Here is a 26,781-nt window from a genome sequence, read left to right on the forward strand (position 1 = left end):
TCAGCCGGCCCTGAACGGTCCGACGTCGACGACGCAGAACCGGTTGCCCTCGGTGTCCTCCAGGACGACCCAGTCGGCGTCCTCGGGATAGCCGTCCCAGTCGACCTCGCGCGCTCCGACGTTCAGGAGCCGCTCGATCTCGGCTTCCTGGTCCTCGGCGTAGAGGTCGAGGTGGATCCGCGGCGGGTAGTGCTGCGGATACCCGGTGACGGAGAGGGCGAGGCTGGGCAGCAGCTCGGTACGGTCGGTCTTGCCCGGTGCGTCCAGGGTGGCCCAGTCGTCCGCCGTCTTGTCGGCGATGTACCCGAGCGCCTGCGTCCAGAAGGCGATGGCCCGGTCGAGGTCTTCGACGGTCATCACGATGTTCCCGATCTGCAGCATGCGGTCATCATCCACCGCTCCTCGGCCACCGTCCAGGCCCCGCACGACGGTGTCGCCGGGGTCCGCGTCGGAGTGGCCGAGGCCGCGGGGCATAGGATCGTCGCTCGTGGCAGCACCCTCCCGGAAGAACCCTCGAAAGCCCGCTCCGAAGGCGAACCGTCCTCGCGGCAATCCCGCTCGGCCCCGGATCCCCTCGGCGCCGTCGAAGCCGGCCCCGGTGACGTTCCGGGACTGGGTCGGCGCCGCGCGACTGCGGACGCTGCCGCTTGCAGTGAGCCCCGTGCTCGCGGGCACGGGCGCCGCGATCGTCGTCGATGATCGCTTCCACTGGGTGCTGGCGCTGTGCTGCCTGATCGTCGCGGTCGCGTTGCAGATCGGCGTGAACTTCGCGAACGACTACAGCGACGGCATCCGCGGCACGGACGACCACCGCGTCGGCCCCACCCGGCTGACGGCCTCGGGCCGCATCGCACCGCGCGCCGTGCTCACGGCGGCTCTCATCTTCTTCGGCCTCGCCGCCGTCGCTGGGCTCGCCGTCGTCATCCGCACCCAGCTGTGGTGGCTGCTGCTCGTGGGCATCGTGTGCATCGTCGCCGCCTGGTTCTACACCGGCGGCAAGCGTCCCTACGGCTACAACGGCCTGGGCGAGGTCTTCGTGTTCGTCTTCTTCGGCCCGGTCGCCACGATCGGGACGACCTACGTCCAGGTCGGCGCGGCGCCCTGGGAGTCCTGGCTCGCCTCGATCGGCGTCGGCCTGCTCGCCTGCGGCGTGCTCGTGACCAACAACCTGCGCGACATCGATCAGGACCGCGTGGCCGGCAAGCGCACCCTCACCGTCCTGATCGGCCGCCGCGGATCGCAAGTCCTCTACACCGTGTTCATGCTCGTGCCGTTCGTCATCTCGGTGCTGATCGCGCAGCTGTACCCGATCGCGTGGCTGACGCTGCTCGCGCTGCTCGCGTCGCTCTCGGCCACGCTCATCGTCTGGACCTACCGGGCGCCGCGTGAACTGCTCGTGGCGCTGCAGCTCAGCTCGCTGACCTCGGTGGCGTACAGCGCGATCCTGGTGTGGGCCTACGTCGGCTGACGGTCAGCGGGGATCGCCGCCGGCCGAGTCCTCGACGGCCTCATCGCTCTCGGCGCGACGACGCTCGGCGCGGCGCTGCGCGAGGCTGCCGGAGACGTCGTCGAGAGGCCGGCGCAGGAACAGCATCGAGAGGCTGAGGCCGATGAGCGCCGCGAAGATCGCGGCCAGCCAGTAGTACTCGCGCAGGACCGGGAAGAGCATCATGATCCCGAACGGGACGAAGAAGGCGAGCAGCCGCAGCAGCGAGTAGACGAAGGCAGAGCGGGCGCGCATGCCGATATCCTACGGCGTCGGCCTCTGACAGCCCCCTCCCGGCCTACGCGCCTAGGATAAGAGCATGGCGCGCGTCTATCTTGTTCTAGCGCTGCTGGCGGCCGCCTTCTGGGTCTACAGCATCGTCGACTGTGCGCTCCAGCCGCCCACGCGTCACCGCGGGGTGAGCAAGCCGATCTGGCTGCTGATCATCGTGCTGCTGCCGGTCCTCGGCGGCATCCTGTGGTGGGTCATCGGCCGTGCGCGTCGCTCCGTCGCGCCCCGCTTCCAGGCACCCGACGACAACCCGGAGTTCCTCGGCCGCATCGCGTCGGTGAGCGACCAGGACGAGCGCATCCGCCGCCTCGAGGAGGAGCTCGCCGCCCTCGACTCCGAGGCCGAGGATCCGCGCGACCGTCGGATCGACCCGCCGCCCACGGACGACGACACCGACGAGCAGACGCGCGGCAACCGCTCCTGAGATGACGACGCCCGACCCGTCCGGCCGCGCCCCGGCGACCGACGCCGCCGCCGCGCTCCTCGGCCGCCTCGTCAGCCGCGGCGTCCGCCACATCGTCCTGGCCCCCGGGTCGCGCTCGCAGGCTCCCGCTCTCGTCTCCGCCGAGCTCGAACGGCGCGGTCTCGTGCAGCTGCACGTGCGCATCGACGAGCGCGTCGCCGGGTTCACCGCGCTCGGAGTCGGGCGTGAGACCCGGATGCCGGCGGTCGTCGTCTGCACGTCCGGGACGGCTGTCGCCAACCTGCTGCCCGCCGTGCTCGAGGCGCACCACGCCGGTGTGCCGCTCCTCCTGCTGACGGCGGACCGCCCGCCCGAGCTGCGCGGCATCGGGGCGAACCAGGCGACCCGGCAGCCCGGGATGTTCTCGCCCTACGTGCGGTTCGAGGCGGATCTCCCGGTCCCGGCGGCCGTCGAGGAGAGCCCGGCCGACGAGCAGGGCGCGGCGCTCGCCGCCGCCGCCGATGCCGCTTTGGACGCCGCGCTCGGCACGGGTCCCCGCCCCGCCGGGCCCGTGCACCTCAACGTGCCCTACCGCGAGCCGCTCGCCGGCGCGCTGCCGGGATGGCTCCTCGCCGGCGGCACGGCGGACTCCGGTGAGGCCGCCGACGACACCGCCGACACCGACGACACCGCCGACACCGACGACACCGACGACACCGCCGACGCCGCCGTCACGGACGGCCGGGGGACGGCGATTTCGGAGGACGAGCAGTGGGGCGCGCACTACCAGGGCGGTGGCGGCGTGGGCGCCGCCGACGTCCCGGTCGACGTCGAGGCGGTTTTCGAGCTGGCCCTCGGTCCGCGCACCGTCGTCGTCGCCGGCGCGGATGCCGGACCCGCCGCCGAAGAGCTCGCTCATGACGGCGGCTTCCCGCTCATCGCCGAGATCGTGAGCGGGTCCCGCTACGGGCGGCACCTCGTCCACGGCTACCGCGACCTGCTGTCCGATCCCGACCTGGGCGGCCGGATCGAGCGGGTGGTCGTCTTCGGGCATCCCACCCTCAGCCGGGAGGTCGCGAGGCTCGTCAGCCGGCCCGACATCGACGTGCTGGCCGTCCGAGGCCCGGGCGAACCCCTCAACCTGAACGGCGTGACGACCGCCGTCGGCGCCGTCGCGGTCGCCGACGGGGCGACGGACCGGGACTGGCTGGGTGCGTGGCTGCGCGCCTCGCGCGAACGCGTCGTCGATCTCAGCCCGGCCGCGCCGGACGCGGACGCGCTCGCCTCGACAGTCCCCGCTGAGCGGCTCACCGCGATCTCGAACGAGCTCGGTGCCATCCGCGCACCGCTGGATCGCGCGTCGCTCGTCGACGCGGTGTGGCGTGCGACATGGCCGCACGACCGGCTGCTGTTCGGGTCCTCGCGGCTCGTGCGGGTCGCCGACCAGGTCCTCGGCGGCAAGAAGGTGCCCGTCCACGCGAATCGCGGTCTTGCCGGCATCGACGGCACGATCGCGACCGGTCACGGCATCGCGGCCGCCTCGCAGCGCGCCGGTGCCCCGGGCGTCACCCGCGTGCTGCTCGGCGACCTGACGTTCCTCCACGACGTCGGCGGGCTGCTGATGCCGCCGCGCGAGAACGAGCCCCGGCTGCAGGTGATCGTCGGCAACGACGGCGGCGGGACGATCTTCGACGGACTGGAAGTCGCCGACATCGCCGGCGACGACGCGTTCGACCGCGTGCTGTTCACGCCGCACACCGCCCGGCTGCAAGAGCTCGCGACGGCGTACGGATGGGAGTACACCCGCGTGACGACGCGCGGCGCCCTCGACCAGGCGCTGACCTCGCCCATCGGCGGACGACAGATCATCGAGGTCCCGCTGCCGCGCTGACCCCGGCATCCGTCGTCTGCGCCACCGTCCCCCCGTGACGCGGGCACGCCGGCGGTCACGGCACCGCCCCGACCGGCGGAGTGCGGGCCATGATGGCTGCATGACAGCGACCAGCCAGAAGCACTGGACCGGCGATCCCTCCCCGCTGCTCCGCGTCGGCGAGGGCTTCCGCCTGAGCGACGTCGACCCCGACGCGACACCCGGGTACGAGCGCGGCAAGAAGTCCGGTGCGGAGGACCTCGCCGCCGGCGCGGCGCAGTTCGACGAGCTGCAGGAGCGCCTGTTCGCGCAGAGCCGCGTGCAGGACGGGTCGCCGGCTGTGCTCCTCGTCCTCCAGGCGATGGACTCCGCGGGCAAGGGCGGCATCGTCCGTCACGTCATCGGCGCGACGGACCCGCAGGGCGTCCACCTCACCGCGTTCAAGAAGCCGACGGACGAGGAGCTCGGCCACGACTTCCTGTGGCGTATCGAGAAGGAGGTTCCGGGTCCGGGCTACATCGGCGTGTTCGACCGGTCCCACTACGAGGACGTCCTGATCGGCCGGGTGCGGGGCCTCGCCCCGGCCGATGAGATCGAGCGCCGCTACGTCGCGATCAACGAGTTCGAGAACCGTCTCGCCGGACGCGGAGTCCATCTCGTCAAGGTGATGCTGCACATCTCGGGCGACGAGCAGAAGTCCCGGCTGATGGAGCGACTCGAACGCCCCGACAAGCACTGGAAGTACAACCCCGGTGACGTCGACGAGCGGCAGGAGTGGCCGGCGTACATGGCGGCGTACCAGCACGTCTTCGACCGCACCTCGACCGATGCGGCGCCCTGGTTCGTGGTGCCGGCGAACGCGAAGTGGTACGCGAGACTCGCGGTCCAGGCGCTGCTGCTGGACGCGCTCGAGCGCATCGATCCGCAGTGGCCGACCGCCGATTTCGACGTCCAGGCCGAGAAGGCGCGGCTCGCGGCGACTTGAACGTCATACCGCGTCGTATGACCGTTCATGACGGTTCTGGACGCTGTGTGACCGGCTCTTACCTCCCATGACGGGCGCGCTGTACGAGGCGGCGCGGAGGTGCTCGAATCGTGCGACGCCGCACATCCCGCGGCCCCGGATGCACCACCACGAGAGCGAGCACGTCATGACCGAACCCACCGGCGCACCGAGCGACCTGCGCAGCGCCCTCGCCGCGGACTCCCGCCGAACGAAGACCGTCTGGAGCATCGCCATCGGCGTCGTCGCCGTCGGCGCGATCGTCGGCTGCGTCGTCCTCGCGACGAACGTCTGGGCGCCGAAGGATGCCACGAAGGCGGCGGCGACCGGCGCGCCGGAGCGGCTGAGCGTCCGGATCGCGACGGCGGACGACTCGGCGTACCAGGACACGATCGCCGAGGTCGCGGCGGAGAAGGGCCTGGACGTCGAGTGGGTCAACGTCGACGACTGGGTGCTGCCGAACACCGAACTCGTCGCCGGGACCGTCGACGCGAACGCGTTCCAGCACATACTGTACCTGAGCGCGTTCAACGCCGAGACGGATGCCGACATCACACCGGTCTTCTCCACGGTGATCACGCAGTGGGGCATCTTCTCGGCCACGCTCGACGACGTCGCGGACATCCCGGAGGGCGGCCGGATCGCGATTCCCGACGACCCGTCCAACGGCGGTCGCGCCCTCTTCATCCTCGAAGCCGCCGGCCTCCTCGCCGTCGCCGACGATGCAGGCGAGTTCCCGACCGCCGACGACATCACCTCGAACCCTCTCGGCCTGGAGTTCGTGGAGGTCGGCGCCCGCACCATCCCGCAGCAGTTCGACGACCCGAGCCTGTCCGCCGTCGTCGTCGGCACGAGCTACTTCGAGCCGTCGCAGGGCGTCACGAAGGAGGACGCGCTCTTCCTCGACGATCCGCTGGCCGACGCGAGCCTGCCCTACGTCAACGTCGTCGCGACGCGTGCCGACGACGTCGACGACCCGGCGTGGGACATCCTCGCCGAGGCGTACGCCGACCCGCGCGTCGACACGGCCCGCGAGGAGGAGTTCTTCGGCAACAGCATCGCGGTCGACGTCGACGTCGAGAAGCTCCGCGCCAAGCTCGCCGAGCTCGAAGAGCTCGCCGCCGAGAACGGCTGACCCATGGGTGCGACAGCCGTGCTCGATCGCGACACCGCGGTCGACGACCTCCGGGGGCGGGACCCGCTCGTCCCCGCGGTCCGCTTCGAGAACGTGTCCAAGACCTTCCGGGCCCGGGGCAAGGCCGATTTCGTCGCCCTCGACGACGTCACCCTCACGGTGGCGCAGGGAGACATCTTCGGCATCGTCGGATACTCCGGCGCCGGCAAGTCCACCCTGCTGCGCACGGTGAACGCCCTGGAGCGTCCGACGTCGGGTCGGGTCGTCGTGCAGGGCGCGGAGGTCTCCGCGCTCAGCGGTCCGGCGCTGTACCGGGCGCGGCAGCAGATCGGGATGATCTTCCAGCAGTTCAACCTGCTGGGCTCGCGCAACGTCTACCGGAACATCGCCTACCCGCTCGCCCTCACGAAGCGCCCGAAGGAGGAGATCGTCGACCGTGTCGAGGAGCTGCTGGACTTCGTGGGGCTGACCGAGAAGGCGCTGCAGTATCCCGCCCGGCTCTCCGGGGGTCAGAAGCAGCGCGTGGGCATCGCTCGCGCGCTCGCGACGGCCCCCGACATCCTCATCTGCGACGAGGCGACCAGTGCGCTCGACCCGCAGACCACGGGCGAGGTGCTGGAGCTCCTGCAGCGGGTGAACCGCGAGTTCGGAGTCACGATCCTCCTGGTGACGCACGAGATGGACGTGATCCGGGAGATCGCGAACCGGGTCGCGGTGATGGAGAACGGCCGGGTCATCGAGGAGGGGAGCGTGTACGACGTCTTCTCCGCCCCGCGCACCTCGACCGCGCAGCGGTTCGTGTCGTCCGTGCTGCGCCATGTGCCCTCGCCCGAGGCCCTCGACGGGATCCGCCGACGCCACACCGGCCGCCTCGTGCAGGTGCACGTCGCCGACGACGTCTCGAACCAGCCGTTCCTCTCGCGGACGGCGCGGGAGACCGGTGCCGACGTCACGCTCGTGCACGGGGGCGTCGACGAGCTGCAGGGGCGGCTCTTCGGGACCTTCACCGTCGAGCTCACCGGCGCCGACGCGCAGATCGACGCGGCGCTGGCATCGCTCCGCACCGTCGCCGACATCACGGAGGTGCCGCGTGCGTGACTTCGATCTCGAGTCCTTCGCCCCGCGCTTCCTGAAGGCCCTCGCCGACACCGGCCTGATGGTCACGGTGTCCTTCGCGGTCGCCGCGGTCCTCGGTGTCCTGCTGGGCCTTCTGCTCTATGCGACCCGGCCGGGCAATCTGCTGGCCAACCGGGTCGTCTTCGGCGTGCTCAACGCGATCATCAACACGATCCGCCCGATCCCGTTCCTCATCGTGGCGATCGCGCTGATCCCGCTGACCCGGTTCGTCTTCGGGACGGGCCTCGGTCCGCTCCCGGCGACACTGCCGCTCATCATCGTCGCAGCCGTCGCGATCGGCCGGGTCAGCGAGTCCAACCTGGTCGCCGTCGATCCCGGCACGATCGAGGCGGGCGCGGCGATGGGCGCCAGCCCCGCCCGCGTGCTCTTCACGATCGTCATCCCCGAGGCGCTCGGTCCGCTCGCGCTCGGGCTGACCTACATTCTCGTCGCGCTCGTCGATGCGACGGCGGTCGCCGGCGTCGTCGGCGGCGGCGGCTTGGGCGACCTCGCGATGCGATACGGCTACTCGCGCTTCGACTGGGTCACCGTGATCATCGTGGTGGTCACCCTGATCGTGCTGGTGCAGGCGGCGCAGTGGCTCGGGAACCGGGTCGCGCGGAAGGTGATGCACGCATGAGCACCGTGCGTCCCGACGCCCGCCTGCGGTTCGCCCCCGTGCTGGAGCGCGCGCGGGCGGACGCCGTCGAGCGCGAGCAGGACCGGCGCCTGCTCCACGACGAGGTCCGCGCGCTCGCCGGCCTCGGCTTCGGCTCCGCCCGCCTGCCCGAGGAGCACGGCGGCGAAGGGATCGACCTCGTCGAGCTGCTCGACCGGGTCATCGACGTCGCCGCGGCGGACTCCAACCTCGGGCACGTCTGGCGCGGGCACATCGGGTTCGTCGAATCCCTGGCGCTGGAAGGCTGGGACGGCCCCCGCGCGGTGCGCTGGCGGCACCGCATCGCCGCCGGCGACGTTATCGGCAACGCGCAGTCCGAGCGCGCCGCGACCGCCGAGCTCTCGACGCGGGTCGAGTCGGTCGACGGAGTCGTCCGCCTCACCGGCACGAAGTTCTACACGACCGGCTCGATCTACGCGGACTGGATCCACCTCGCCGCCCTCGACGGCGACGAGCGGGTCGCCGTCACGGTCCCCGCACGCGCCCCGGGGGTGCGGATCGTCGACGACTGGGACGGCTTCGGACAGCCGCTGACCGGATCCGGGACGACGACGTTCACCGCCGTCGCCGTGGATCCGGGCGACATCGGGCGAGCGGGCGAGGACCCCGAGCGCTGGCAGTACGTCGGCGGGGTGTTCCAGCTCTCGCTCCTCGCCGTGATCGCGGGCATCGCGCGGCGCGCCGCCGACGACACCGTCGACTTCGTCCGCGGGCGTCGGCGCACGTTCGGCCACTCCGGCGAGCACCTTCCCGCTGACGACCCGCTCGTGCAGGAGGTCGTCGGCGAGCTGAGCGGCGCGGCATCCGCCACCCGTCGACTCGTCCTCTCGATCGCGCGCGATCTCGACGACGCCCGGGAGCGGCTGCGTGCCGGTGCCGGTGAGCCGCTGCAGGAGGTCCAGTTCGAGATCTTCCGCGCCCAGCGTGTCATCCCGGAGCTCGCCCTCGCCGCGGCGACGCGCCTGTTCGAGGTCGGCGGTGCGAGCGCCACCTCTCGGACTCGCGCCCTCGATCGGCACTGGCGCAACATCCGCACCATCGCCTCGCACAACCCCGTCGCCCAGCGCACGCGCGCCGTCGGCGACCGCGACATCTCGGGCCGCCTGCCGCAGTGGCAGGCACCCGGCGCACCCACCCCGGCAGGAGCATCATGAGCGCGTCCGCATCCGTCCCGTCCCGTGCCCTCGGGCACGGACTCATCGTCTCGGCGCAGGGCTTCGGCGCGATGGGCCTCAGCAGCACCTACGGCGCCGCCGATCGCGAGGAGTCGATCGGCACGCTGCACGCCGCCCTCGACGCGGGCGTGACCCTCATCGACACCGCCGACATCTACGGCAACGGCGACAACGAGCGCCTGGTGGGCGAGGTCCTCAGGACCCGGCGCTCCGAAGTCGTCCTCGCGACCAAGGTCGGGTTCCTGCCCGAGCCGGATGCCGACGGACTCCGTGTCGACGGATCGCCCGACCACGTCCGTGCCGCCGTCGAGCGCAGCCTCGAGCGACTCGGCGTCGATCGGATCGACCTGTACTACTACCACCGCGTGGACCCCCGGATCCCGATCGAGGTGACGGTGGAGGCCTTCGCGGGCCTGCGGGACGAGGGGATCATCGATCATGTCGGACTCAGCGAGGTGACCGCCGGCGAGCTCGAGCGCGCCGCGTCCATCGCGCCCATCAGCGCCGTGCAGAGCGAGTGGTCGGTCTGGAGCCGCGACATCGAGGATCGGGTCGTTCCCACGGCTGCCCGGATCGGCGCCGGCGTCGTGGCGTACTCGCCGCTCGGCCGCGGCTTCCTCGCCGGTCCGGTCGCGCTCGCCGCGGGCGACAACCGGCGGAACTTCCCGCGCTTCGACGCGGAGCACCGCGCGGCGAACGAGGTCATCGCGCGCGGGGTGCGCGCCGTCGCCGACCGGGTCGGCGCAAGCCCGGCCCAGGTGGCGCTCGCGTGGCTCGACGTCCGCGCGGCGGAGCTCGGGGCGACGGTCGTGCCCATCCCGGGCACGCGTCGTGCGGCGCGCGTGCGAGAGAACCTCGCGGCGGTCGACGTGCTGCTGGGCGCGGCCGATCTCGCGGAGCTGAACGCCCTCGCCGCGGCGGTGCGCGGCGATCGCGCCCGCGACGCGCTGTCCATCTCGCAGGGACGCGAGCGCGCGGCGGTGACCGGATGAGCGTCGCCGAGCGCGACCTCGCCCGGGAGTTCGCGCCCGTGTTCGACGCGGTGGGCGCCGAGGCGGTCGCGCGGGAACGGGAGCGGCGGCATCCGTTCGCCGAGATCGATCAGCTGCGGGACTCCGGCTTCACCCGCGTCACGCTGCCGGAGCGGTACGGCGGACGCGGTGCGGACGCGACGGAGCTGTTCGAGCTGCTCGCCGAGCTCGCACGCCGGGACTCCAACCTCGCGCAGCTGTTCCGCTCGCACTTCTCCTTCGTGGACCGGTCCGTCCACGCGAAGCCGTCGGAGCGCCGGGACCGGCACCTGCGCCTCGTGGCGGACGGCGCGATCCACGGGAACGCGACGTTCGAGAAGGGGCCGGCGCGGGTCGGCTCGTTCGCCACCGCCGTGAGCCGGGATGCCGAGGGGCTGCGCCTGGACGGCACGAAGTTCTACAGCACGGGGACGCTGTACGCCGATGTGGTGTCGGTCGCCGCGGAGCACGACGGCGGCGTCGTCGGAGCCCTGGTCCGCACCGACGCGCCCGGAGTGGTCCGCATCGACGACTGGAACGGGTTCGGGCAGCGGCTCACCGGGTCGGGCACGACCGTGTTCGACGGGGTGCGCGTCGCGGAGACCGATCTGACGCCGCGGGGCGGCGAACCCGCCGGTCACGGCGGCGCCTTCGTGCAGCTCGTGCTCCTCGCCGTCGTCGCCGGGATCGGGCGCGCCGTCGTCGACGATGCGGTCCGCTTCGTCCGCGCGCGAACCCGGACGTACAGTCACGCGTCCGCAGCGACCGCACGCGAGGATCCGCTCGTGCAGGAGACGGTGGGGGAGCTGAGCGGACGATCCTTCGCCGCGGATGCCGCGCTGTCGGTCGCCGCGACCGCCCTCGCCCGCTCGTCGGCGGCGATCCTCGCCGGAGCCGATGAGGGGGAGCGGCAGGCGCGCGCCCGGGCGGCGGACCTCGCCGTCGCCCGGGCGCAGCAGGTGATCCTGCCGGCCGTGCTCGACAATGCCACCGCCCTGTTCGAGGTGGGCGGGGCGAGCGCGCTCGCCGAAGACCTCGGACTCGACCGCCACTGGCGCAACGCCCGGACGGTCGCGAGCCACAACCCGCTGCGCTACAAGACCCGCATCGTCGGCGACCACCTGCTCAACGACACCCCCGTGGTGTCGTGGTGGTCCAACGGCGAGGCATGAGGAGGACGACACATGACCGACCCCAAGCCGCTGATCCTCAACCTGTTCGAGATGAACACGGTCAGTCACATCACCCACGGACTGTGGACCCTGCCCGGCAACAACCGGCACCGCACCGGCGAGCTGTCGTACTGGGTCGAGCTGGCCGAGATCCTCGAGGACGGCGGCTTCGACGGCGTCTTCCTCGCCGACGTGGTCGGCGCGTACGACGTGTTCCGGGGCGGCATCGAGACCGCCGTCGCGGAGGGGCTGCAGATCCCCTCCGGCGATCCGCTCCTCGTGATCCCCGCGATGGCCGCCGTCACGAAGCGGCTCGGCTTCGGCGCCACCTTCTCGACGAGCTACGAGCCTCCGTTCACGTTCGCGCGTCGGATGTCGACGCTCGACCACCTCACGGCGGGACGCGTCGGCTGGAACATCGTGACGTCGTACCTGCCGAACGCCGCCCGCAACTTCGGGTTGGCCGAGGAGATCCCGCACGATGAGCGCTACCGCATCGCGGACGAGTTCCTCGACGTCGTCTACAAGCTGTGGGAGGGCTCGTGGGACGACGACGCCGTCATCGTCGATCGGGAGCGGGGGATCTACTCCGATCCCGCCAAGGTCCGCTACATCCACCACAAGGGGGAGCACTTCGACGTCGCCGGACCGCACCTCGTGGCTCCGTCGCCGCAGCGGACCCCGGTGCTGTACCAGGCGACCGGGTCGCCGGCGGGGATCGAGTTCGCCGGCCGTCACGCCGAGATCGTCTTCACGGGCGGCCGGACCGCGGAGGACTTCCGCCGGAACGCCGCCGAGATGACCGCGGCCGCCGAACGCCACGGCCGCTCGCGGGCCGACCTCCGCTTCATCGTGCAGGCCGGCATCGTCGTGGGGCGGAGCGAGGAGGAAGCGGCCGACAAGTGGCGGCAGTACGAGCAGCACCGCAGCCTGGACGGCATCCTCGCCCACTCCAGCTTCCCCGTCGACCTCACCGCGGTGCCGCCGCAGACGCGGCTGCGGGAGGCGTTCCATGCGGCCGGTGTGCCGCTGTCCGCCGTCCCGTACCTCGACCCGGAGGCGACCGCGGGCGCCGTGCTGCAGAACCTGCGGGCGAGCCGGGAGGGCCGGTACTTCGTCGCCGGCACGCCGACGGTGGTCGCCGACGAGATCGAACGGTGGCTGGACGAGGACGGGGTCGACGGCATCAATCTGCGGCAGTACCACTCGTTCGACACCGCGCGTGACGTCGCCGAGCTCGTCGTCCCCGAGCTCCGCCGTCGTGGCCGCCTGCGCGAGAGCGAGCCCGCCACACTGCGCGAGACGCTGTTCGGCCGCGGCCCCCGCCTCCCCGATTCCCACGCCGGCGCCCGGTACCGGAACGGCGCGAACCTCGACTCCGGGCTCGAGCCGCTCTCGTTCGCGGCGGCGCGCGCGTAGCCGCGCGGGCGGAGGCGCCGGGGATCAGGCGAGGGCGTCCACGATGGGACGGAACTTCACGCGCGTCTCCAGCATCTCGGTCTCGGGATCGCTGCCCGCGACGATTCCGGCGCCGGCATGCGCGGTGAGACGGATGCCGTCGGCATCGGCGCCGTGCACGTCGAACTGCGCGCAGCGCAGGGCGATCGCCCATTCGCCGTCGCCGTTCGCGTCGATCCAGCCGACCGGGCCGGCGTAGCGGCCGCGGTCGAAGCGTTCGATCCGGCGGATGACCGAGAGCGCGGCATCCGTCGGCGTGCCGGCGACCGCGGCGGTCGGGTGCAGCGCCCCGAGCAGGTCGAGGGCGGAGGCGTCGCCGGTCAGGGTGCCTTCGACGTCGGTCGCGAGGTGCCAGACGTTGGGGAGCTTGAGCATGAACGGCTCGGACTCCGCGACGAGGGCGCTCGTGTGCGCGCGCAGCGAGGTCAGCACGCTCTGCACGGCGTACTGGTGCTCGTCGAGGTCCTTCGCGCTGGTCGCGAGGGCGAGGGATGCCGCCGTGTCGGCGTCCGCGTCGGCGCCGCGTGCGGCGGTGCCGGCGAGCACGCGGGCGGTCACGGTGCCTCCCGAGACGGTCACGAGGGTCTCGGGGCTCGCGCCGATGAGACCGTCGACGGCGAAGGTCCAGGTATCGGGGTAGGAGGAGGCCAGCGCGCGGACGAGGCGTCGCAGGTCGGCTCCGGCCGGGGCCGAGCCGACGAGGTCGCGGGCGAGCACGACCTTGGCGACCTCGCCCGAGGCGATCGCGGCGAGGCCGTCCCGGACCGCAGCCTGATAGCCCTCGGGGGTGCATGCGCCCGGGCCCACGGTCGCGGACCAGTGCGGCCCGAATCCGGTCGGCTCGGGCAGGTCGGCCGATCCGCGCGACGCGCGGGCATCGTCGTCGTCCTCGGCCGTGATGCGCGTGATCCAGGCTCTGCCGCCACGGCGGCCGAGCACCACCTCGGGGACCGTGAGCGACGCGGCGGCCGTCGAGACGGCGGGATCGAACGGCAGCGCGCCGAAGGCGACGAGCCCGGTGCCCGGCTGGCCGACCTCGTCATCGACCTCGGCCGCGCCGCCGACCCGGCGCCACCAGGAACCGGGGTCCGCGCCCTCGGGGAGAGCCGCCGCGCGCCCGATGCCGACGAGGATGTCGCCACGGCGCGTCCACACCATCGGATCGTGCGGCTCCGCGAACGTCAGCAGGTCGTCGAGCGCCGGGATCTCGCGGGTCGTCGCGCGCAGCCGAGGAGGGCGGAGCGCGTCGGGGGTCACCGTCCCAGCCTAATCCCGCCGCTTCCGCCGAAGCCGCCGCGGTCCCCGCGACCGGCCGGAGGTGCGCCGTAGACTCGACGGGTGACCGAGCAGCCCCGCAACGCCGAACCGACCCGCGCCGACCTGGGCAAGGACCCGTCGCGCGTCAGCGGCATGTTCGACGAGGTGGCCGCCGGCTACGACCGCACCAACACCGTGCTCAGCCTCGGCAACGACAAGCTGTGGCGCATCGCGGCCACGCGCGCCATCGCGCCGGAGCGCGGCCAGCGCATCCTGGACCTCGCGGCGGGCACGGGCGCCAGTTCCGTCTCCCTCGCCCGCTCGGGCGCCGAGATCGTCGCGGCGGACTTCTCCGCGGGCATGATCGCGGAGGGCGAGCGCCGGCACGGCGGCATCCCGAACCTGACCTTCGCCGAAGCGGATGCCATGGCGCTCCCGTTCGCCGACGGGGAGTTCGACACGGTCACGATCTCCTTCGGCCTCCGCAACGTGAACGACCCGGACACGGCGCTCCGCGAGATGCTGCGGGTCACGCGTCCCGGCGGCACCCTGGTCATCTGCGAGTTCTCCCACCCGCAGCATCCGCTCATGCGCGGTCTCTACGGCTTCTACAACGACCGCGTGCTGCCGCTCGTGGCGCGCGCCGTCAGCAGCAACCCCGACGCGTACGACTACCTCAACGAGTCGATCCGCGACTGGCCCGACCAGCTCGCCCTCTCGGCGCGCATCCGCGCCGCGGGGTGGGATGCCGTGGAGCATCGCGACCTCACGTTCGGGATCGTCGCCCTGCACCGCGCGCGCAAGCCGCTCGCGCCGGCGCCGGCGGACCGCGAGCTCGCTGGGAGCGTCGACGCGGCGAACCGGCCCGAGGGCGCGACCGGTACGCTGGGAGGATGACCCCCCGTCCTGTGACCTCGGGCTCGCACCTCGCGAGCCATCTCGGCGTCACCGAGCGGATCTTCGCAGGGCCCCGGCTGCGGAAGCTCCTGACCGCGGTGGAGGACGGCCTCGAGCTCGTCGAGACCCGGCTGGCCGATGAGCTGAAGGTCGGCGATTCGCTCGCCGACGTCACCTCCCGCTATCTGTACGAGGCGGGCGGCAAGCGACTGCGGCCCGTGCTGTCGATCCTCACCGCGCAGCTGGGCTCGGGGGTCAACGACGACGTCATCGCCGGCGCCACCGCCCTCGAGATGACCCACCTCGGATCGCTCTACCACGACGACGTCATGGACGAAGCCGACCGGCGCCGCGGGGTGCCGAGCGCCCACGCGGTCTGGGGCAACAACGTCGCGATCCTCACCGGCGACCTCCTCTTCTCCCGCGCCAGCCAGCTCATGGCCACGATCGGCGAGCGCGCCATCCGGCTGCAGGCCGACACGTTCGAGCGACTCGTCCTCGGACAGATGCACGAGACGGTCGGCGTCCAGGCCGGGGACGACCCCGTCGACTTCTACCTGCGGGTGCTCAGCGACAAGACCGGCTCGCTCATCGCGGCGGCCGCCGAGACCGGAGTCGTGTTCTCGGACGCATCGGACGAGTACGCCGCGCCGGTGCGGGAGTTCGGCGAGCGCGTCGGCGTCGCCTTCCAGCTGCTCGACGACGTCATCGACCTGTCGGCGGACGCCGAGGAGACCGGGAAGGTTCCGGGCACCGACCTGCGTGCCGGTGTCCCGACGATGCCGTACCTGCTGCTCGGCCGCGCCGGGGATCCCGCCTCCCAGGCGCTCACCGCGACCATCGACGACGGCGTCGCCCGCATCGCCGACGGCGCGGACCCCGCGATCCTCGACGGCCCGCTCGCGACGCTCCGCGAGCACCCCGTGACCGAGGCGACCCGAGCCCTCGCCCACGAGTGGGCGGACCGGGCGGTCGCGGCGCTCGCGCCGCTCCCCGAGGGCCCCGTCCGCGAGTCGCTGACGCGGTTCGCGCACGTCATGGTCGACCGCTCCAGCTGACCCACGGCGCTCCCGCCGCCCCTTCGCTCCGCCCGCACCGGGCACTCGGAAAGGACACCCATGACCAAGCTCCGGCTGGCCATCGTCGGCGCAGGACCCGCCGGCATCTATGCGGCGGACATCCTCCTCAAGGCCGAGCGCAAGTTCGACGTCTCGATCGACCTCTTCGACCAGCTGCCGGCGCCCTACGGTCTCGTCCGATACGGCGTCGCGCCCGACCACCCGCGCATCAAGGGCATCATCAACGCCCTGCGCGACGTGCTCGACCGCGGCGACATCCGCATCTTCGGCAACGTGCGCTTCGGTGAGGACATCACCCTCGCCGATCTGAAGAAGCACTACAACGCCGTCATCTTCGCGACGGGCGCGATCCGGGATGCCGATCTCGACATCCCCGGCATCGACGCCGAGGGCTCCTTCGGTGCGGCGGACTTCGTCAGCTGGTACGACGGGCACCCCGATTTCCCGCGCGAGTGGCCGCTCGACGCGGCATCCGTCGCCGTGCTCGGCAACGGCAACGTCGCCCTCGACGTCGCGCGCATCCTCGCCAAGCACGCCGATGACCTCCTCCCGACCGAGATCCCCGCGAACGTCTACGACGGCCTCAAGAGGTCGCCGGTCACCGACGTGCACGTGTTCGGCCGCCGCGGCCCCGCACAGGTGAAGTTCACGCCGCTCGAGCTGCGCGAGCTCGGCGAGCTGCGCGACGTCGACATGGTCGTCTACGACGAGGACTTCGACTACGACGAGGCATCCAAGGCGGCGATCGCGTCGAACAAGCAGGTCATGGTCATCGACCGCGTCCTGCAGGCGTGGCGCCAGCGGCCGAGCGTCAACAACGCCGGCGGCGAGGCCAGCCGCCGGCTGCACCTGCACTTCTACGCGCGTCCGGTCGAGATCAAGACGGATGCCGACGGCCGCGCCGCAGCGCTCGTGTACGAGCGGACGCGTCCCGACAGCTCGGGCGGTGTCGAGGGCACCGGCGAGTTCCGCGAGGTCGCTGTCGGCCAGGTCTACCGCGCCGTCGGCTACTTCGGGTCGCCGCTCAAGGACGTCCCCTTCGACAAGCGCCACGGCGTCATCCCGAACCACGAGGGCCAGGTCCTCCAGAAGGGCTCGAACGAGCGGGTCCCCGGCGTCTACGCGACCGGATGGATCAAGCGCGGGCCGGTCGGCCTCATCGGTCACACCAAGTCCGACGCGATGGAGACCGTCCGTCACCTCATCAACGACCAGGGCTCGTGGTGGACACCCGAGGATGCCTCGGAGGAGGCGGTCCCCGCGCTGCTCGCCGAGCGCCAGGTCGCCTGGACCGACCTGGCCGGATGGCACCGTCTCGACGAGCACGAGGTCGCCCTCGGCGCCCCGCACGAGCGCGCGCGCATCAAGGTCGTCGATCGCGATCAGATGGTGCAGGTCTCCCGCGGCGAGTGACCGCGCGACCACCGGGCCCCCGGCGCGCCGCTGGGTAGTGTGGGGCCATGAGCGGTGAATGGGTGCAGGACGTGCTCGGCAAGCCGTTCGAGCAGTTCACCCTGCCGCTCGGCGAGGACGAGGAGGGCGAGGTCGTCGCGACGCTCGTCCGGCTCCACCCGCCGTTCGCCTCATCGGTGCTCGGATCGCTCCGCGACGTCGACGTCCTCTACCTGCACGGCTGGTCGGACTACTTCTTCCAGGTCGAGTTGGCGCGGTTCTGGACGCACCACGGCGCCCGCTTCCACGCTCTCGACCTGCGCAAGTACGGACGCAGCCTCCGCGAGGGACAGACGCCCGGCTTCGTGACGGACCTCCAGACCTACGATGACGACATCGCCGCGGCGCTCGAGGCCATGGGGCGCGGGACCGACGCGACGGATCCCGGCGCCGGCCGCCGGCTCGTCGTCATGGGCCACTCCACCGGGGGCCTCATCGCCACACTCTGGGCGTCACGGCATCCGGGCGTCGCCGATGCTCTGGTGCTCAACAGTCCCTGGCTGGAGCTGCAGATCGGGACGCTGGGGCGCCAGGTGCTCGCCCCGTTCGTGCAGGTGCGGGCGCGGCTCGACCCGCTCGGCACGCATCCCGTGGTCGATCTGGGCTACTACACGCGCGCGCAGGCCGACGTGGGGGCGCTCCCCATCGCCGGGTACCGACGGGAGTGGCGTCCGGAGCGCGGCTTCCCCACCCACCCGGGCTGGCTCGCGGCGATCGTCGAGGGCCATCGCCGTGTCGCCGCCGGCATCGACGTCGGCTGCCCCGCGCTCGTGCTGCTGTCGACGAGATCCACGAACCCGCTCGTCTGGAACGTCGACATGACCGCGAGCGACTCGGTCCTGGTCGTCGACGACATCGCCCGCGCCGCACCGCGCATCGGACGCGACGTCACCATCTCGCGCATCGAGGGAGGCATCCACGACCTCTTCCTCTCGCGACCGAGCGCGCGCACGGAGGCGTACTCGGCCCTGCAGCGCTGGCTCGTCGGGGGAGTCCTCGGCCGCTGAGACGCGCTCAGCGCGGCGGCTGCAGCAGGTCGCCGAGCGTCCGGAGGGTGGCTTCCAGCTCCACCGACGGCTCGAGCAGCCACTGGATCTGCAGGCCGTCGGATGCCGCGATGATCAGTGCCGCGAGATGGTCGGCCGGAACGTCCGCCCGGACTTCGCCGGCGTCCTGCTGCCGTTGCAGGCTTGCCGTGAGCGTCGACCGAAGCCGCTCGAACCGGGCGGAGAAGAACGCGTGGCCCACCTCGCTCGCACTCTCCAGCGACGCCGCGACGAGGGTCGAGTAGAGCTTCACGAGGCCCGGGATCTCGACGTTGCGGATGGCCGCATGCACCATGGTCTCGATCCCCGGCACGCGTTCGCCCTGAGCCGCGTTGCGCGCTTCGGCGTGTGCGTACACCGCGACGAGGAGCTGCTCCCGCGAGTCGAAGTAGTGCAGGAGCGCCGCATGCGAGACGCCGATGGCCTCGGCGATCCGGCGCAGCGAGGTGCCGTCGGCGCCGCGTTCGCGGAAGACGTCGATCGCGCGGTCCAGGATCTCCTGGCGCCGGGCGACCCCCTTGGGCTGGGATCCGCGGCGCCCGATCACCGGGTGCGGCTGGGGCTCCATGCCGCCAGCGTACCGCGCAGAATCCCTAAACCTCCACGTGGAGGTTTACTGATATCGTCGGGAGGACTCACCGCGTCCGACGACGAACGAAAGGAAGCCCATGGCACTGCCCGCCGCTTCAGTCCAGCTCTATTCCCTCGCGAAGGAGTTCAGCGCCGACATGCCTGGCTCCCTCGACAAGCTCGCCGCGATCGGGCTGCGCAACGTCGAGGCGTTCAACTTCGTCGGGCGTCCGGTCGAGATCCGCGCGGCGCTCGACGCCAGCGGTCTCGCGTCGCCGACCGGCCACGCGCCGCTCCTGTCCGATGAGCTGTGGACGCCGGACGGTGCGATCCCGACACCCGCGCCCGAGGTCGTCTTCGAGGCCGCCGCGACCGTCGGCATGACGACCGTCATCGACCCGTTCGTCGCACCCGAGCGCTGGCTCACCGCCGACGGCGTCGCCGACATCGCCGAGCGACTCAACCGCGCAGCCGACACGGCGGCCACGTTCGGACTGACCGTCGGCTACCACAACCACGCCCAGGAGTTCGTCGCGGACTTCGACGGCCAGAGCGCCTACGAGCGTTTCGTCGCCCTGACGGACGAGCGCGTCGCGCTCGAGCTCGACCTGTTCTGGGCGATGACCGGCGGGCAGGACGTGCCCGCGCTCGTCCGCGCGCTGGGCGACCGCCTGGTGGCCGTGCACGTGAAGGACGGCATCGTGCCGGCCGCGAACCCGTGGGCGCCGGGCGCCGAGAGCTTCGGCTCCGACACGCTCGATCAGCGTCACCCCGGCACGGGGGAGGTTCCGCTCGCCGAGGCGCTGCGCGCGGGAAGCGGCATCCGTCATGCCGTCCTGGAGTACGACAACGCACCCGGCGACGTGTTCGCCGACATCGCCGCGGGCTACGCGTTCCTGCGCGACGGCGGGTTCGTCGCATGACCGGCCCGGTCGGCGTCGGCGTCATCGGCGCAGGTGTCATCAGTCAGACGTACCTCGAGAACCTCACCTCCTTCCCCGACGTGAGGGTGGTCGCGGTCGGGGATCTGCTGCCCGAGCGCGCCCGCGCGAAGGCCGAGGAGCACGGCGTCCCCGTGTGGGGTTCGCCCGAGGACGTGCTCGCGCACCCCGAGGTGGAGCTCGTCGTCAACCTCACGGTGCCCGCGGTCCACGTGGAGGTCTCGGCGCGCGCCGTCGCGGCCGGCAAGCACGTCTGGACCGAGAAGCCGCTGGGGCTCGACCGTGAGAGCACGAGTGCGCTGCTGCGGGATGCGGAGGCGGCGGGGGTCCGGATCGGGTCCGCTCCCGACACGATCCTCGGACCCGGCTTCCAGACCGCGAAGCGCGCGATCTCCGAGGGGGTCATCGGCACACCGCTGTTCGTGCAGACCGCGTTCCAGACGCAGGGGCCCGACCTCTGGCATCCCGAGCCCGGGTTCCTGTTCGCAACGGGCGCGGGCCCGCTGCTGGATATGGGGCCGTACTACTTCTCGGCGCTCGTGAGCCTCTTGGGTCCCGTCGCCGGGGTCGCCGCGCGCGGGTCCCGCTTCCGGACCGAGCGCCGCATCGCCACGGGCCCCCGGGCTGGCGAGACGTTCCCCGTCGAGGTGCCGTCGTCGGTGCAGGTGCTGTCCACCTTCGAGGGCGGCCAGCACGGCACGCACCTGTTGAGCTTCGACTCCGCGCTCGAACGTCACGGCGTCGTCGAGATCCACGGCACCGACGGATCGATCGTCCTGCCCGACCCGAACCAGTTCGAGGGGCGCACGGCGTACGTGAAGCCGCTCGGCGTGCTGCGCGACGGGATGTCGCACGAGCAGGAGTGGATCGAGGTCGAGCAGCAGGGCACCGTCGTCGGCCGCGGCCTCGGCGTGCTGGACATGGTTCGCGCGATCGCGGAGGGTCGCCCGCACGTGGCGACGGGGGAGCTCGGCTTCCACGTGCTCGACGTGCTGCTCTCGGCGGAGGAGTCCGCAGAGACGGGCGCCTACCTCGAGATCGCGAGCACCGTGGCATCGGTCCCGGCCGTGCCCGCGGACTTCGACCCGTTCGCCCAGACCCTGGTCTGACCCGCACGGCACGACGGCCCGGGTTCCTCCGCGGAGGACCCGGGCCGTCGTCGTGCCGCCGGGCGCGCGTCAGCGCTCGCTCGGACTCAGCCGCCGCTGACGCCGCGAGGCTTGGTGGTGACCCGCCAGTTGCCGGTCGAGGTGCCCCAGCCGTAGTCCTCGCTCCAGTGCGCTGCGGCGCCGAACCGCGAGCCGCTGCTGAGTGCCACGTGCACCCCATGGCGGGCGAAGCCGACGATGTCGGCGCGCCCATCTCCGTTCACGTCCGCCACCGCGCGGGGCATCAGTCCCAGCGTCCATTCGCGGGAGCCGTAGTCGGTCGTCCATCGTTTCGCGGCGCCCAGCGTCGACCCCGTGTTGAGAGCGACGTACGTCCCGTCGCGCCGGAAGCCGACGATGTCGAGGAGTCCATCGCCATCCACGTCGCCGAGGGTGCGCGGGTCGCGATCGACCTTCCAGCCCCTCGAGGAGGAGTTCAGGCCGAAGCTCTTCGCCCACCTCTTGGGAGAGGCGAAGGAAGATCCGATGTTGAGTGCCACGTACACGCCGGACCGCGCGAAGCCGACGATGTCGAGCAGGCCGTCACCGTCCATGTCGGCGAGGCGACGGGGTGTGACGTCGGCTCGCCAGCCGTTGTCGCCGGTGAAGCTGCGGCTCCAGGCCTCGGGTTTGCGGAAGCCCGTGCCGGTGCTCTCCGCCACGTACACGGCGGAGTTCGCGAACCCGACGAGGTCGGCGCGCCCATCACCGGTGACGTCTGCGGCCAGCCGCAGCTTGCGGGTCGTATTCCAGCCCTGGTCCGCGCCGAGGGCGAAGAGCACCCGCTGAGAGGGACGGAACGACGAGCCCGTGTTCAGCGCGAGGCTCACCCCGGAGCCGCCGAACCCGACCACGTCGGGCAGTCCGTCGCCGTTCACGTCCGCGAGGGTGCGGACGTGCTTGCTGACGGACCAGCTCGCGTTGCGGCCGAACGCGCTCGACCACCTGGTCGCCCTGCTGAAGGCGCCGTCCCCCTTGCCGCGCGCGACCGTCACCCCGGAGTCCCCGAAGCCGACGATGTCCGGCCTGCCGTCGCCCGTGACGTCCTGCACCATGCGGAGGCGCTTGGAGGGCGACCATCCCGTGCCCGTCCCGAATCCGGGGGTGGCGACGCGCAGGGAGGCGAACGAGGCGCTCCGGCCCAGGGCGGTCTTGACGCCGTCGATGCCGAACCCGACGACGTCTGCCCGTCCGTCGGAGTTGAGGTCGGTGTCCCACGCCGCCGCCTCCGATCGGTCGTCGATCCCGTTCCCGTCGGCATCGGGCAGCACCGCTTTCGGCGAGGACGGTCCGACGCGGGACGATGCGGTGAGGCAGCACGTCACTCTCCGGGAGTTCAGCACCGTCTTACCCGACATGTCGCGCCACACGCCGTTGTAGGCGCCGCTGCTGTCGCGCAGCACGAAGCGGTCGAATTGGATGCCGCTGACCTTGACGTACTTCCGTTTGCCGCTCGGCACGTCGATGGATTCGTTGAGGATCGACAGGTGGACGTGGGCGCTGGTTCCCGGTGTTCCGCCGCACGGGAGAGTCTGTCCGGCGTAGCCGAGCATCGTCCCCGCCTCGACCCACGTGCCGACCAGCGAGGACTTGGCCTTCCTCAGGTGGTAGTACTCCGACATCCATCCGCCACCGTGATCGATGCCGAGGAACCAGCCGCCCGCGCAGGAGACGCGGTACACGCGGCCGGCCGCGACGGCGCGGACAGCGGTGACGCGGGAGTTGAGCGGGGCGAAGTCGATGGCGCCGCGGTTGATCCCGTCGCTGTCGGCGTGAGATCCGCTGGCGCCCCAGCGCTCGCCGGGCAGCCAGGGGAAGTGGAAGACCGGCTGCGGGCCGGTGCTCGCCACGAGTCGCAGCGCGCGGGTCTCCGTCGTCGCGCGGGGGATCTCCCGGGTCAGCGGCATGGTGGGGCCGTCGGTGTGCGGCTCCTCATCGGTCGCGTGGTCATGCGGTTCGGTCGGCTCCGGCTCCGGCTCCGGTGCGGGCTCGGTCGGCTCGGGCTCGGCCGGTGTTGGCTCGGGCTCGGTCGGTGCGGGCTCGGTCGGCTCGGGCTCCGCGACCGGGTCCGTCGGCTCCGGCTGCGGGTCGGCGCCGTCCGTCGGTCGCGGGCCGGGCGCCGGGGTCATCGTCTCGCTGGTGGCCGCCGGTGTCGGCGTGGTGCCGGCAGCCCCCGTGGCCGGGATCACCGCCAGGATCAGCGCGGCGACCACCGCCCATCCCGCCGTTCGCAGTCCTGTTCTGGGCACGTGACGCCCTCCCTCGTCTGGCTGCTCGGAATCTCTCGCGATGACCTCCACGCGATTTTCCCACGAGTATCAGACGGGGTGGGCGACGCGGCGGGGGTTGCTCCGCAGCGAGGCGTGGGTTATCGAGCCATCCCCGACGAGAGCGGGGCGTCGGCTTCCGACGAGGCCGTGAGGGCGGCCGGCGCGAACGATCGGACGGCGCAGGTGCCCCGGGTGGGTCAGCGGTAGTTGATGAACTGCAGGTCGACGTCCAGGTCGGCCGCCTTGAGGAGGCGCTGGACCTCCTGCAGGTCGTCGCGGGACTTCGACTGCACACGCAGCTCGTCGCCCTGGATCTGCGCCTTGACGGACTTGGGACCCTCGTCACGGATCATCTTGCTGATCTTCTTCGCGTCCTCGGACGAGATGCCCTCCTTGAGGGTGGACACGAGGCGGTACTCCTTGCCGGAGGCCACGGGATCGCCCGAGTCGAGGCTCTTCAGCGAGATGCCGCGCTTGATCAGCTTGGACTGCAGCACGTCGAGCACCGCCTTCGCGCGCTCCTCGCTGTTCGCCTTGATGAGGATCGACTCGCCGCTCCACTCGACCGAGGCGCCGGTGCCCTTGAAGTCGTAGCGCTGCTCGACCTCTTTGCGCGCCTGGTTGAGAGCGTTGTCAGCCTCCTGGCGATCGATCTTGGAAACGATGTCGAATGAGCTGTCGGCCATGCCGAGAGTCTATCGAGCCGGCATCCGTCCGCGCCCTAGGCTGGCGCCGTGACGATCTCCGCGCCCGTTCCCGTGACCGCCCAGCGAGCGTGGGGGATCGCCGCCGTCGTGATCGGTGCGCTCGCCCTCATCCCCACCGTGCTCGTCCTGATCCTGGCGGCGACGGTGAGCCCCGATTTCGGGTGGTTCAGCCTGATCACGATTCCGGCGACCGCCGTCGGAGGCGTGCTGGCCGCGCTGGCGGGCGTCGTCGGCATCGTCTACGCCCGACTGCGGCGCCGCGCCTACGCATGGCCGGTGGCGGGCATCGTGCTGGGCGGGCTGCTCGCGGTGGCCACGGCGCTCATCTTCACGCCCCTCGCCTTCCTCTGACTCTCGTCGCGCCCGCTGCCACGGCGGTTCGTAGAATGGAGCGATGCGGCCGCTGACGGAGAACCAGCTGCGCGACGTCCTCGTGAATGCCACCCGCGACGAGCGCGAGCGCCTCGAACTGCCCCACGACTTCCCGATCCTCGAGTGGGATCACCTCGACTTCCTCGCGTGGCGTGATCCCACCACCCGGAGCCGTGGGTACGTCGTCGCCGAGATCGGCGGCGAGCCGACCGGCATCGTCCTTCGTGCGGCGAGCGGGTCGGGTGGCGGCCGATCGGCGATGTGCAACATCTGCCACACGATGCAGCCCGGCAATCAGGTGACGCTGTTCACCGCCCGCAAGTCGGGGGATGCCGGCGACCGCGGTGACAGCGTCGGCACCTATTTCTGCGCCGATCTGACCTGCCACGAGAACGTCAGGATCGCCGCACCGCTCGCGCCGAGCGAGATCCGGGCCAGCGTGGATCGGCGGATCGACGGGACGCGGCACCGGCTCGAATCGTTCGTCGGGCGGGTCGCGACGGCCGCCTGAGGGGATGGTTCGTCGCGCGCCGCGCGGGAGGGTAATATGGTTGCTCGCGCCTCCGGTCGACTGAGAAAGCCGGGCGGATGCGCACCTGGCGAGTTACCCAAGCGGCCAAAGGGATCTGACTGTAAATCAGACTGCATTGCATTCGGGGGTTCGAATCCCTCACTCGCCACCATCGCACCACGAAGGGCCCCCGCTCAGCCGGGGGCCCTTCGGCGTTCGTCAGGGAGTGCGACGACGCAGGGTGAGGGAGGCGAGCACGAGCGCGCCCACGGCGAACGCCGCCACGATGAGGACGGGCTGGTAGAGGTCCCATCCCTCCTCGCCCGATGCCACCGCGGCGGACCCGTCGACGGCATGGCTGAGCGGCAGCCAGTCGCTGATCGCGTGGAGCACGTCGGGCATCTCATCCCGCGGCATGAACAGGCCGCCCAGGATGATCTGGGGGAAGACGAGCACCGGCATGAACTGCACCGCCTGGAACTCGGTCCGCGCGAAGGCGCTCGCGAGCAGGCCCAGCGCGGTCCCGAGGACCGCGTCGACGACCGCGACCAGTCCGAGCTGCCAGATCGGGCCGTCGACCGTCAGCCCGCAGACCACGACGGCGAACGTCACCGTGATGATCGCCTGGAGGGTGGCGATGAGCCCGAACGCCAGCGCGTACCCGACGACGAAGTCCGCCTTGCCGAGCGGCGTCGTCATCAGGCGCTCGAGCGTGCCGCTGCGGCGCTCCCGCAGCGTCGTGATCGACGTCACCAGGAACATGACCACGAACGGGAACAGGGCGAGGATCGGTGCACCGAACCGATCGAAGACCCCCTCGCGGTCGCTGAACAGCCAGGCGAACAGGCCGACGAGGGTCGCCGGGGCGACGAGCATCAATGCGATCGACCGAGGATCGTGACTCAGCTGCCGCAGCACCCGCGTCGCGGTCGCCCACAGGCGTCGCGTGTTCATGCCGCCATCTCCCGTCGGATCAGGGCGAGGAACGCGGCATCCGGATCGGATGCGCGGGTCTCGGCGAGCAGCCCGTCCGGTGTCGTGTCGGCGACGAGGCGGCCGTCGCGCATGAGGAGCAGCCGGTCGCACCTCAGCGCTTCGTCCATCACGTGGCTCGAGACGAGCAGGGTCGATCCCGCCGTGACCAGGCCTCTGAGCACCTGCCACAGTTCTGCTCGGAGGAGCGGGTCGAGGCCGACGGTGGGTTCGTCGAGGACGATCAGCTCGGGTGAGCCGAGCATCGCGACCGCCAACGACACCCGGTTGCTCTGCCCGCCGCTCAGCGAGGACACGATCTGGTCGGCGTGCGCCGTGAGGGCGACGGCGTCCAGCACGCGATCGGCGTCGGATGCCGGAGCTCCGAGCACCCGCGTGACGTACTGGAGGTTCTGCCGGACGGTGAGGTCGGGGTAGACCGACGCGGCCTGTGTGTCATAGGCCACGCGACGACGGAGCGTGGCGCTCCCGGCGGGGTGGCCGAGCACGGTGACCGCACCGCCGGTGATCTTCTGGACGCCCACGATCGCCCGCATGAGGGTCGTCTTGCCGCACCCGGACGGGCCCAGGAGTCCTGTGACGGCTCCCCGGGCGATGTCGACGTCGAGGCCGTCGAACACCCGGGTCCTGCCCCGGGTGACCTGCAGTCCCCGAATGCGCACCGCGCCCGGTTTATTCATCATGCGGTGAATTGTGCGCCCGCAGCGAGGGCGGGTCAAGGGGCCGGCCTGCGCGCCGCC

General features: G+C 71.7%; 27 protein-coding genes and 1 tRNA gene. 20 read left to right on the top strand and 8 right to left on the bottom strand.

Features of this window, described 5'->3' with window-relative positions:
• Window positions 1-474, bottom strand: a complete 474-nt coding sequence (locus tag AB3M83_RS04340; RefSeq protein WP_412945413.1) for a VOC family protein — start codon at window positions 472-474, stop codon at window positions 1-3.
• A 13-nt stretch (window positions 475-487) separates the two neighbouring features.
• Here AB3M83_RS04340 and AB3M83_RS04345 point away from each other — a divergent pair, with 13 nt between their 5' ends.
• Window positions 488-1,468 (top strand): 1,4-dihydroxy-2-naphthoate polyprenyltransferase, encoded by a 981-nt coding sequence (locus AB3M83_RS04345; RefSeq protein WP_412945415.1) that lies wholly within the window; start codon window positions 488-490, stop codon window positions 1,466-1,468.
• Window positions 1,469-1,471: 3 nt separating this feature from the next.
• Here AB3M83_RS04345 and AB3M83_RS04350 read toward each other — a convergent pair whose 3' ends face one another.
• Entirely contained in the window at window positions 1,472-1,741 is a 270-nt protein-coding gene (locus AB3M83_RS04350) for a DUF4229 domain-containing protein (RefSeq protein ID WP_412945416.1), read from the bottom strand.
• 64 nt (window positions 1,742-1,805) lie between these two features.
• Here AB3M83_RS04350 and AB3M83_RS04355 point away from each other — a divergent pair, with 64 nt between their 5' ends.
• From AB3M83_RS04355 to AB3M83_RS04400, 10 genes are all read left to right on the top strand, one after another.
• The gene (locus AB3M83_RS04355; protein WP_412945417.1) at window positions 1,806-2,201 is read left to right on the top strand and encodes a PLDc N-terminal domain-containing protein; all 396 of its coding nucleotides are present in this window, start codon (window positions 1,806-1,808) and stop codon (window positions 2,199-2,201) included.
• 1 nt (window position 2,202) lies between these two features.
• Window positions 2,203-4,071 carry a 2-succinyl-5-enolpyruvyl-6-hydroxy-3-cyclohexene-1-carboxylic-acid synthase gene (gene menD / locus AB3M83_RS04360; RefSeq protein ID WP_412945418.1) on the top strand — a complete coding sequence of 623 codons (1,869 nt, stop codon included), beginning with the start codon at window positions 2,203-2,205 and terminating at the stop codon, window positions 4,069-4,071.
• Window positions 4,072-4,171: 100 nt separating this feature from the next.
• Window positions 4,172-5,035: a PPK2 family polyphosphate kinase gene (locus AB3M83_RS04365; RefSeq protein ID WP_412945419.1), complete on the top strand. Its 864-nt coding sequence runs from the start codon at window positions 4,172-4,174 to the stop codon at window positions 5,033-5,035.
• Window positions 5,036-5,201: 166 nt separating this feature from the next.
• The gene (locus AB3M83_RS04370) at window positions 5,202-6,188 is read left to right on the top strand and encodes a MetQ/NlpA family ABC transporter substrate-binding protein (RefSeq protein ID WP_412945420.1); all 987 of its coding nucleotides are present in this window, start codon (window positions 5,202-5,204) and stop codon (window positions 6,186-6,188) included.
• A 3-nt stretch (window positions 6,189-6,191) separates the two neighbouring features.
• Window positions 6,192-7,286: a methionine ABC transporter ATP-binding protein gene (locus AB3M83_RS04375; protein WP_412945422.1), complete on the top strand. Its 1,095-nt coding sequence runs from the start codon at window positions 6,192-6,194 to the stop codon at window positions 7,284-7,286.
• Window positions 7,279-7,944 carry a methionine ABC transporter permease gene (locus AB3M83_RS04380; protein WP_412945423.1) on the top strand — a complete coding sequence of 222 codons (666 nt, stop codon included), beginning with the start codon at window positions 7,279-7,281 and terminating at the stop codon, window positions 7,942-7,944. The genes AB3M83_RS04375 and AB3M83_RS04380 overlap by 8 nt, the downstream gene beginning before the upstream one ends.
• Window positions 7,941-9,137 (top strand): acyl-CoA dehydrogenase family protein, encoded by a 1,197-nt coding sequence (locus tag AB3M83_RS04385; RefSeq protein ID WP_412945424.1) that lies wholly within the window; start codon window positions 7,941-7,943, stop codon window positions 9,135-9,137. The genes AB3M83_RS04380 and AB3M83_RS04385 overlap by 4 nt, the downstream gene beginning before the upstream one ends.
• Window positions 9,134-10,150 carry an aldo/keto reductase gene (locus AB3M83_RS04390; protein ID WP_412945425.1) on the top strand — a complete coding sequence of 339 codons (1,017 nt, stop codon included), beginning with the start codon at window positions 9,134-9,136 and terminating at the stop codon, window positions 10,148-10,150. Before AB3M83_RS04385 ends, AB3M83_RS04390 begins: the two co-directional genes overlap by 4 nt.
• Window positions 10,147-11,340, top strand: coding sequence for an acyl-CoA dehydrogenase family protein (locus tag AB3M83_RS04395; protein ID WP_412945426.1), 1,194 nt, complete (start codon window positions 10,147-10,149; stop codon window positions 11,338-11,340). Before AB3M83_RS04390 ends, AB3M83_RS04395 begins: the two co-directional genes overlap by 4 nt.
• A 12-nt stretch (window positions 11,341-11,352) precedes the next feature.
• Window positions 11,353-12,759: an NtaA/DmoA family FMN-dependent monooxygenase gene (locus tag AB3M83_RS04400; protein ID WP_412945427.1), complete on the top strand. Its 1,407-nt coding sequence runs from the start codon at window positions 11,353-11,355 to the stop codon at window positions 12,757-12,759.
• Window positions 12,760-12,783: 24 nt separating this feature from the next.
• Here AB3M83_RS04400 and AB3M83_RS04405 read toward each other — a convergent pair whose 3' ends face one another.
• Window positions 12,784-14,055: an isochorismate synthase gene (locus AB3M83_RS04405; protein ID WP_412945428.1), complete on the bottom strand. Its 1,272-nt coding sequence runs from the start codon at window positions 14,053-14,055 to the stop codon at window positions 12,784-12,786.
• A gap of 81 nt (window positions 14,056-14,136) precedes the next feature.
• On the opposite strand from AB3M83_RS04405, the gene AB3M83_RS04410 reads away from it, so the two are divergent.
• Genes AB3M83_RS04410 through AB3M83_RS04425 form a run of 4 tightly spaced genes read left to right on the top strand, consistent with a single transcriptional unit; the run spans window position 14,137 to window position 18,490 of the window.
• Window positions 14,137-14,952, top strand: a complete 816-nt coding sequence (locus AB3M83_RS04410; protein ID WP_412945430.1) for a class I SAM-dependent methyltransferase — start codon at window positions 14,137-14,139, stop codon at window positions 14,950-14,952.
• Window positions 14,949-16,010: a polyprenyl synthetase family protein gene (locus AB3M83_RS04415; RefSeq protein WP_412945432.1), complete on the top strand. Its 1,062-nt coding sequence runs from the start codon at window positions 14,949-14,951 to the stop codon at window positions 16,008-16,010. Before AB3M83_RS04410 ends, AB3M83_RS04415 begins: the two co-directional genes overlap by 4 nt.
• A 60-nt stretch (window positions 16,011-16,070) precedes the next feature.
• Window positions 16,071-17,444, top strand: a complete 1,374-nt coding sequence (locus AB3M83_RS04420; RefSeq protein WP_412945434.1) for an FAD-dependent oxidoreductase — start codon at window positions 16,071-16,073, stop codon at window positions 17,442-17,444.
• Between the two features lie 47 nt (window positions 17,445-17,491).
• Entirely contained in the window at window positions 17,492-18,490 is a 999-nt protein-coding gene (locus tag AB3M83_RS04425; protein ID WP_412945436.1) for an alpha/beta hydrolase, read from the top strand.
• A 7-nt stretch (window positions 18,491-18,497) separates the two neighbouring features.
• On the opposite strand, the gene AB3M83_RS04430 is transcribed toward AB3M83_RS04425, so the two are convergent.
• On the bottom strand, window positions 18,498-19,097 hold the full coding sequence (locus AB3M83_RS04430) for a TetR/AcrR family transcriptional regulator (RefSeq protein WP_412945438.1): 600 nt from the start codon (window positions 19,095-19,097) through the stop codon (window positions 18,498-18,500).
• A 100-nt stretch (window positions 19,098-19,197) separates the two neighbouring features.
• Here AB3M83_RS04430 and AB3M83_RS04435 point away from each other — a divergent pair, with 100 nt between their 5' ends.
• Window positions 19,198-20,022 (top strand): sugar phosphate isomerase/epimerase family protein, encoded by an 825-nt coding sequence (locus tag AB3M83_RS04435; protein WP_412945439.1) that lies wholly within the window; start codon window positions 19,198-19,200, stop codon window positions 20,020-20,022.
• Window positions 20,019-21,149, top strand: a complete 1,131-nt coding sequence (locus AB3M83_RS04440) for a Gfo/Idh/MocA family protein (protein ID WP_412945440.1) — start codon at window positions 20,019-20,021, stop codon at window positions 21,147-21,149. The genes AB3M83_RS04435 and AB3M83_RS04440 overlap by 4 nt, the downstream gene beginning before the upstream one ends.
• Window positions 21,150-21,235: 86 nt before the next feature.
• On the opposite strand, the gene AB3M83_RS04445 is transcribed toward AB3M83_RS04440, so the two are convergent.
• Window positions 21,236-23,437: an FG-GAP-like repeat-containing protein gene (locus AB3M83_RS04445; RefSeq protein WP_412945441.1), complete on the bottom strand. Its 2,202-nt coding sequence runs from the start codon at window positions 23,435-23,437 to the stop codon at window positions 21,236-21,238.
• A 218-nt stretch (window positions 23,438-23,655) separates the two neighbouring features.
• A complete protein-coding gene (locus AB3M83_RS04450; protein WP_412945442.1) occupies window positions 23,656-24,144 on the bottom strand; it encodes a YajQ family cyclic di-GMP-binding protein in 489 nt (162 codons plus the stop codon).
• A 48-nt stretch (window positions 24,145-24,192) separates the two neighbouring features.
• Here AB3M83_RS04450 and AB3M83_RS04455 point away from each other — a divergent pair, with 48 nt between their 5' ends.
• The 3 genes from AB3M83_RS04455 (at window position 24,193) to AB3M83_RS04465 (ending at window position 25,220) form a co-directional block, all read left to right on the top strand.
• Window positions 24,193-24,516, top strand: coding sequence for a hypothetical protein (locus AB3M83_RS04455; RefSeq protein WP_412945443.1), 324 nt, complete (start codon window positions 24,193-24,195; stop codon window positions 24,514-24,516).
• Between the two features lie 43 nt (window positions 24,517-24,559).
• The gene (locus AB3M83_RS04460) at window positions 24,560-25,048 is read left to right on the top strand and encodes an FBP domain-containing protein (RefSeq protein ID WP_412945444.1); all 489 of its coding nucleotides are present in this window, start codon (window positions 24,560-24,562) and stop codon (window positions 25,046-25,048) included.
• Between the two features lie 87 nt (window positions 25,049-25,135).
• Window positions 25,136-25,220 (top strand) — tRNA-Tyr (locus AB3M83_RS04465).
• A 47-nt stretch (window positions 25,221-25,267) separates the two neighbouring features.
• On the opposite strand, the gene AB3M83_RS04470 is transcribed toward AB3M83_RS04465, so the two are convergent.
• Together AB3M83_RS04470 and AB3M83_RS04475 are read right to left on the bottom strand one after the other, a co-directional pair.
• Window positions 25,268-26,002: an ABC transporter permease gene (locus tag AB3M83_RS04470; RefSeq protein ID WP_412945446.1), complete on the bottom strand. Its 735-nt coding sequence runs from the start codon at window positions 26,000-26,002 to the stop codon at window positions 25,268-25,270.
• Window positions 25,999-26,724, bottom strand: coding sequence for an ABC transporter ATP-binding protein (locus AB3M83_RS04475; protein ID WP_412945449.1), 726 nt, complete (start codon window positions 26,722-26,724; stop codon window positions 25,999-26,001). The genes AB3M83_RS04470 and AB3M83_RS04475 overlap by 4 nt, the downstream gene beginning before the upstream one ends.
• Window positions 26,725-26,781 lie beyond the last annotated feature (57 nt).

This window comes from Microbacterium pasadenense (assembly GCF_047246565.1).
Classification (GTDB): domain Bacteria; phylum Actinomycetota; class Actinomycetes; order Actinomycetales; family Microbacteriaceae; genus Microbacterium.

Coding starts and splice junctions, on each gene's coding strand:
- AB3M83_RS04375 (WP_412945422.1), top strand. CDS start 6,192: ATGGGTGCGACAGCCGTGCTCGATCGCGACACCGCGGTCGACGACCTC.
- AB3M83_RS04390 (WP_412945425.1), top strand. CDS start 9,134: ATGAGCGCGTCCGCATCCGTCCCGTCCCGTGCCCTCGGGCACGGACTC.
- AB3M83_RS04425 (WP_412945436.1), top strand. CDS start 17,492: ATGAGCGGTGAATGGGTGCAGGACGTGCTCGGCAAGCCGTTCGAGCAG.
- menD (WP_412945418.1), top strand. CDS start 2,203: ATGACGACGCCCGACCCGTCCGGCCGCGCCCCGGCGACCGACGCCGCC.
- AB3M83_RS04450 (WP_412945442.1), bottom strand. CDS start 24,144: ATGGCCGACAGCTCATTCGACATCGTTTCCAAGATCGATCGCCAGGAG.
- AB3M83_RS04400 (WP_412945427.1), top strand. CDS start 11,353: ATGACCGACCCCAAGCCGCTGATCCTCAACCTGTTCGAGATGAACACG.
- AB3M83_RS04370 (WP_412945420.1), top strand. CDS start 5,202: ATGACCGAACCCACCGGCGCACCGAGCGACCTGCGCAGCGCCCTCGCC.
- AB3M83_RS04475 (WP_412945449.1), bottom strand. CDS start 26,724: ATGATGAATAAACCGGGCGCGGTGCGCATTCGGGGACTGCAGGTCACC.
- AB3M83_RS04470 (WP_412945446.1), bottom strand. CDS start 26,002: ATGAACACGCGACGCCTGTGGGCGACCGCGACGCGGGTGCTGCGGCAG.
- AB3M83_RS04355 (WP_412945417.1), top strand. CDS start 1,806: ATGGCGCGCGTCTATCTTGTTCTAGCGCTGCTGGCGGCCGCCTTCTGG.
- AB3M83_RS04440 (WP_412945440.1), top strand. CDS start 20,019: ATGACCGGCCCGGTCGGCGTCGGCGTCATCGGCGCAGGTGTCATCAGT.
- AB3M83_RS04365 (WP_412945419.1), top strand. CDS start 4,172: ATGACAGCGACCAGCCAGAAGCACTGGACCGGCGATCCCTCCCCGCTG.
- AB3M83_RS04385 (WP_412945424.1), top strand. CDS start 7,941: ATGAGCACCGTGCGTCCCGACGCCCGCCTGCGGTTCGCCCCCGTGCTG.
- AB3M83_RS04415 (WP_412945432.1), top strand. CDS start 14,949: ATGACCCCCCGTCCTGTGACCTCGGGCTCGCACCTCGCGAGCCATCTC.
- AB3M83_RS04420 (WP_412945434.1), top strand. CDS start 16,071: ATGACCAAGCTCCGGCTGGCCATCGTCGGCGCAGGACCCGCCGGCATC.
- AB3M83_RS04395 (WP_412945426.1), top strand. CDS start 10,147: ATGAGCGTCGCCGAGCGCGACCTCGCCCGGGAGTTCGCGCCCGTGTTC.
- AB3M83_RS04430 (WP_412945438.1), bottom strand. CDS start 19,097: ATGGAGCCCCAGCCGCACCCGGTGATCGGGCGCCGCGGATCCCAGCCC.
- AB3M83_RS04340 (WP_412945413.1), bottom strand. CDS start 474: ATGCCCCGCGGCCTCGGCCACTCCGACGCGGACCCCGGCGACACCGTC.
- AB3M83_RS04350 (WP_412945416.1), bottom strand. CDS start 1,741: ATGCGCGCCCGCTCTGCCTTCGTCTACTCGCTGCTGCGGCTGCTCGCC.
- AB3M83_RS04460 (WP_412945444.1), top strand. CDS start 24,560: ATGCGGCCGCTGACGGAGAACCAGCTGCGCGACGTCCTCGTGAATGCC.
- AB3M83_RS04435 (WP_412945439.1), top strand. CDS start 19,198: ATGGCACTGCCCGCCGCTTCAGTCCAGCTCTATTCCCTCGCGAAGGAG.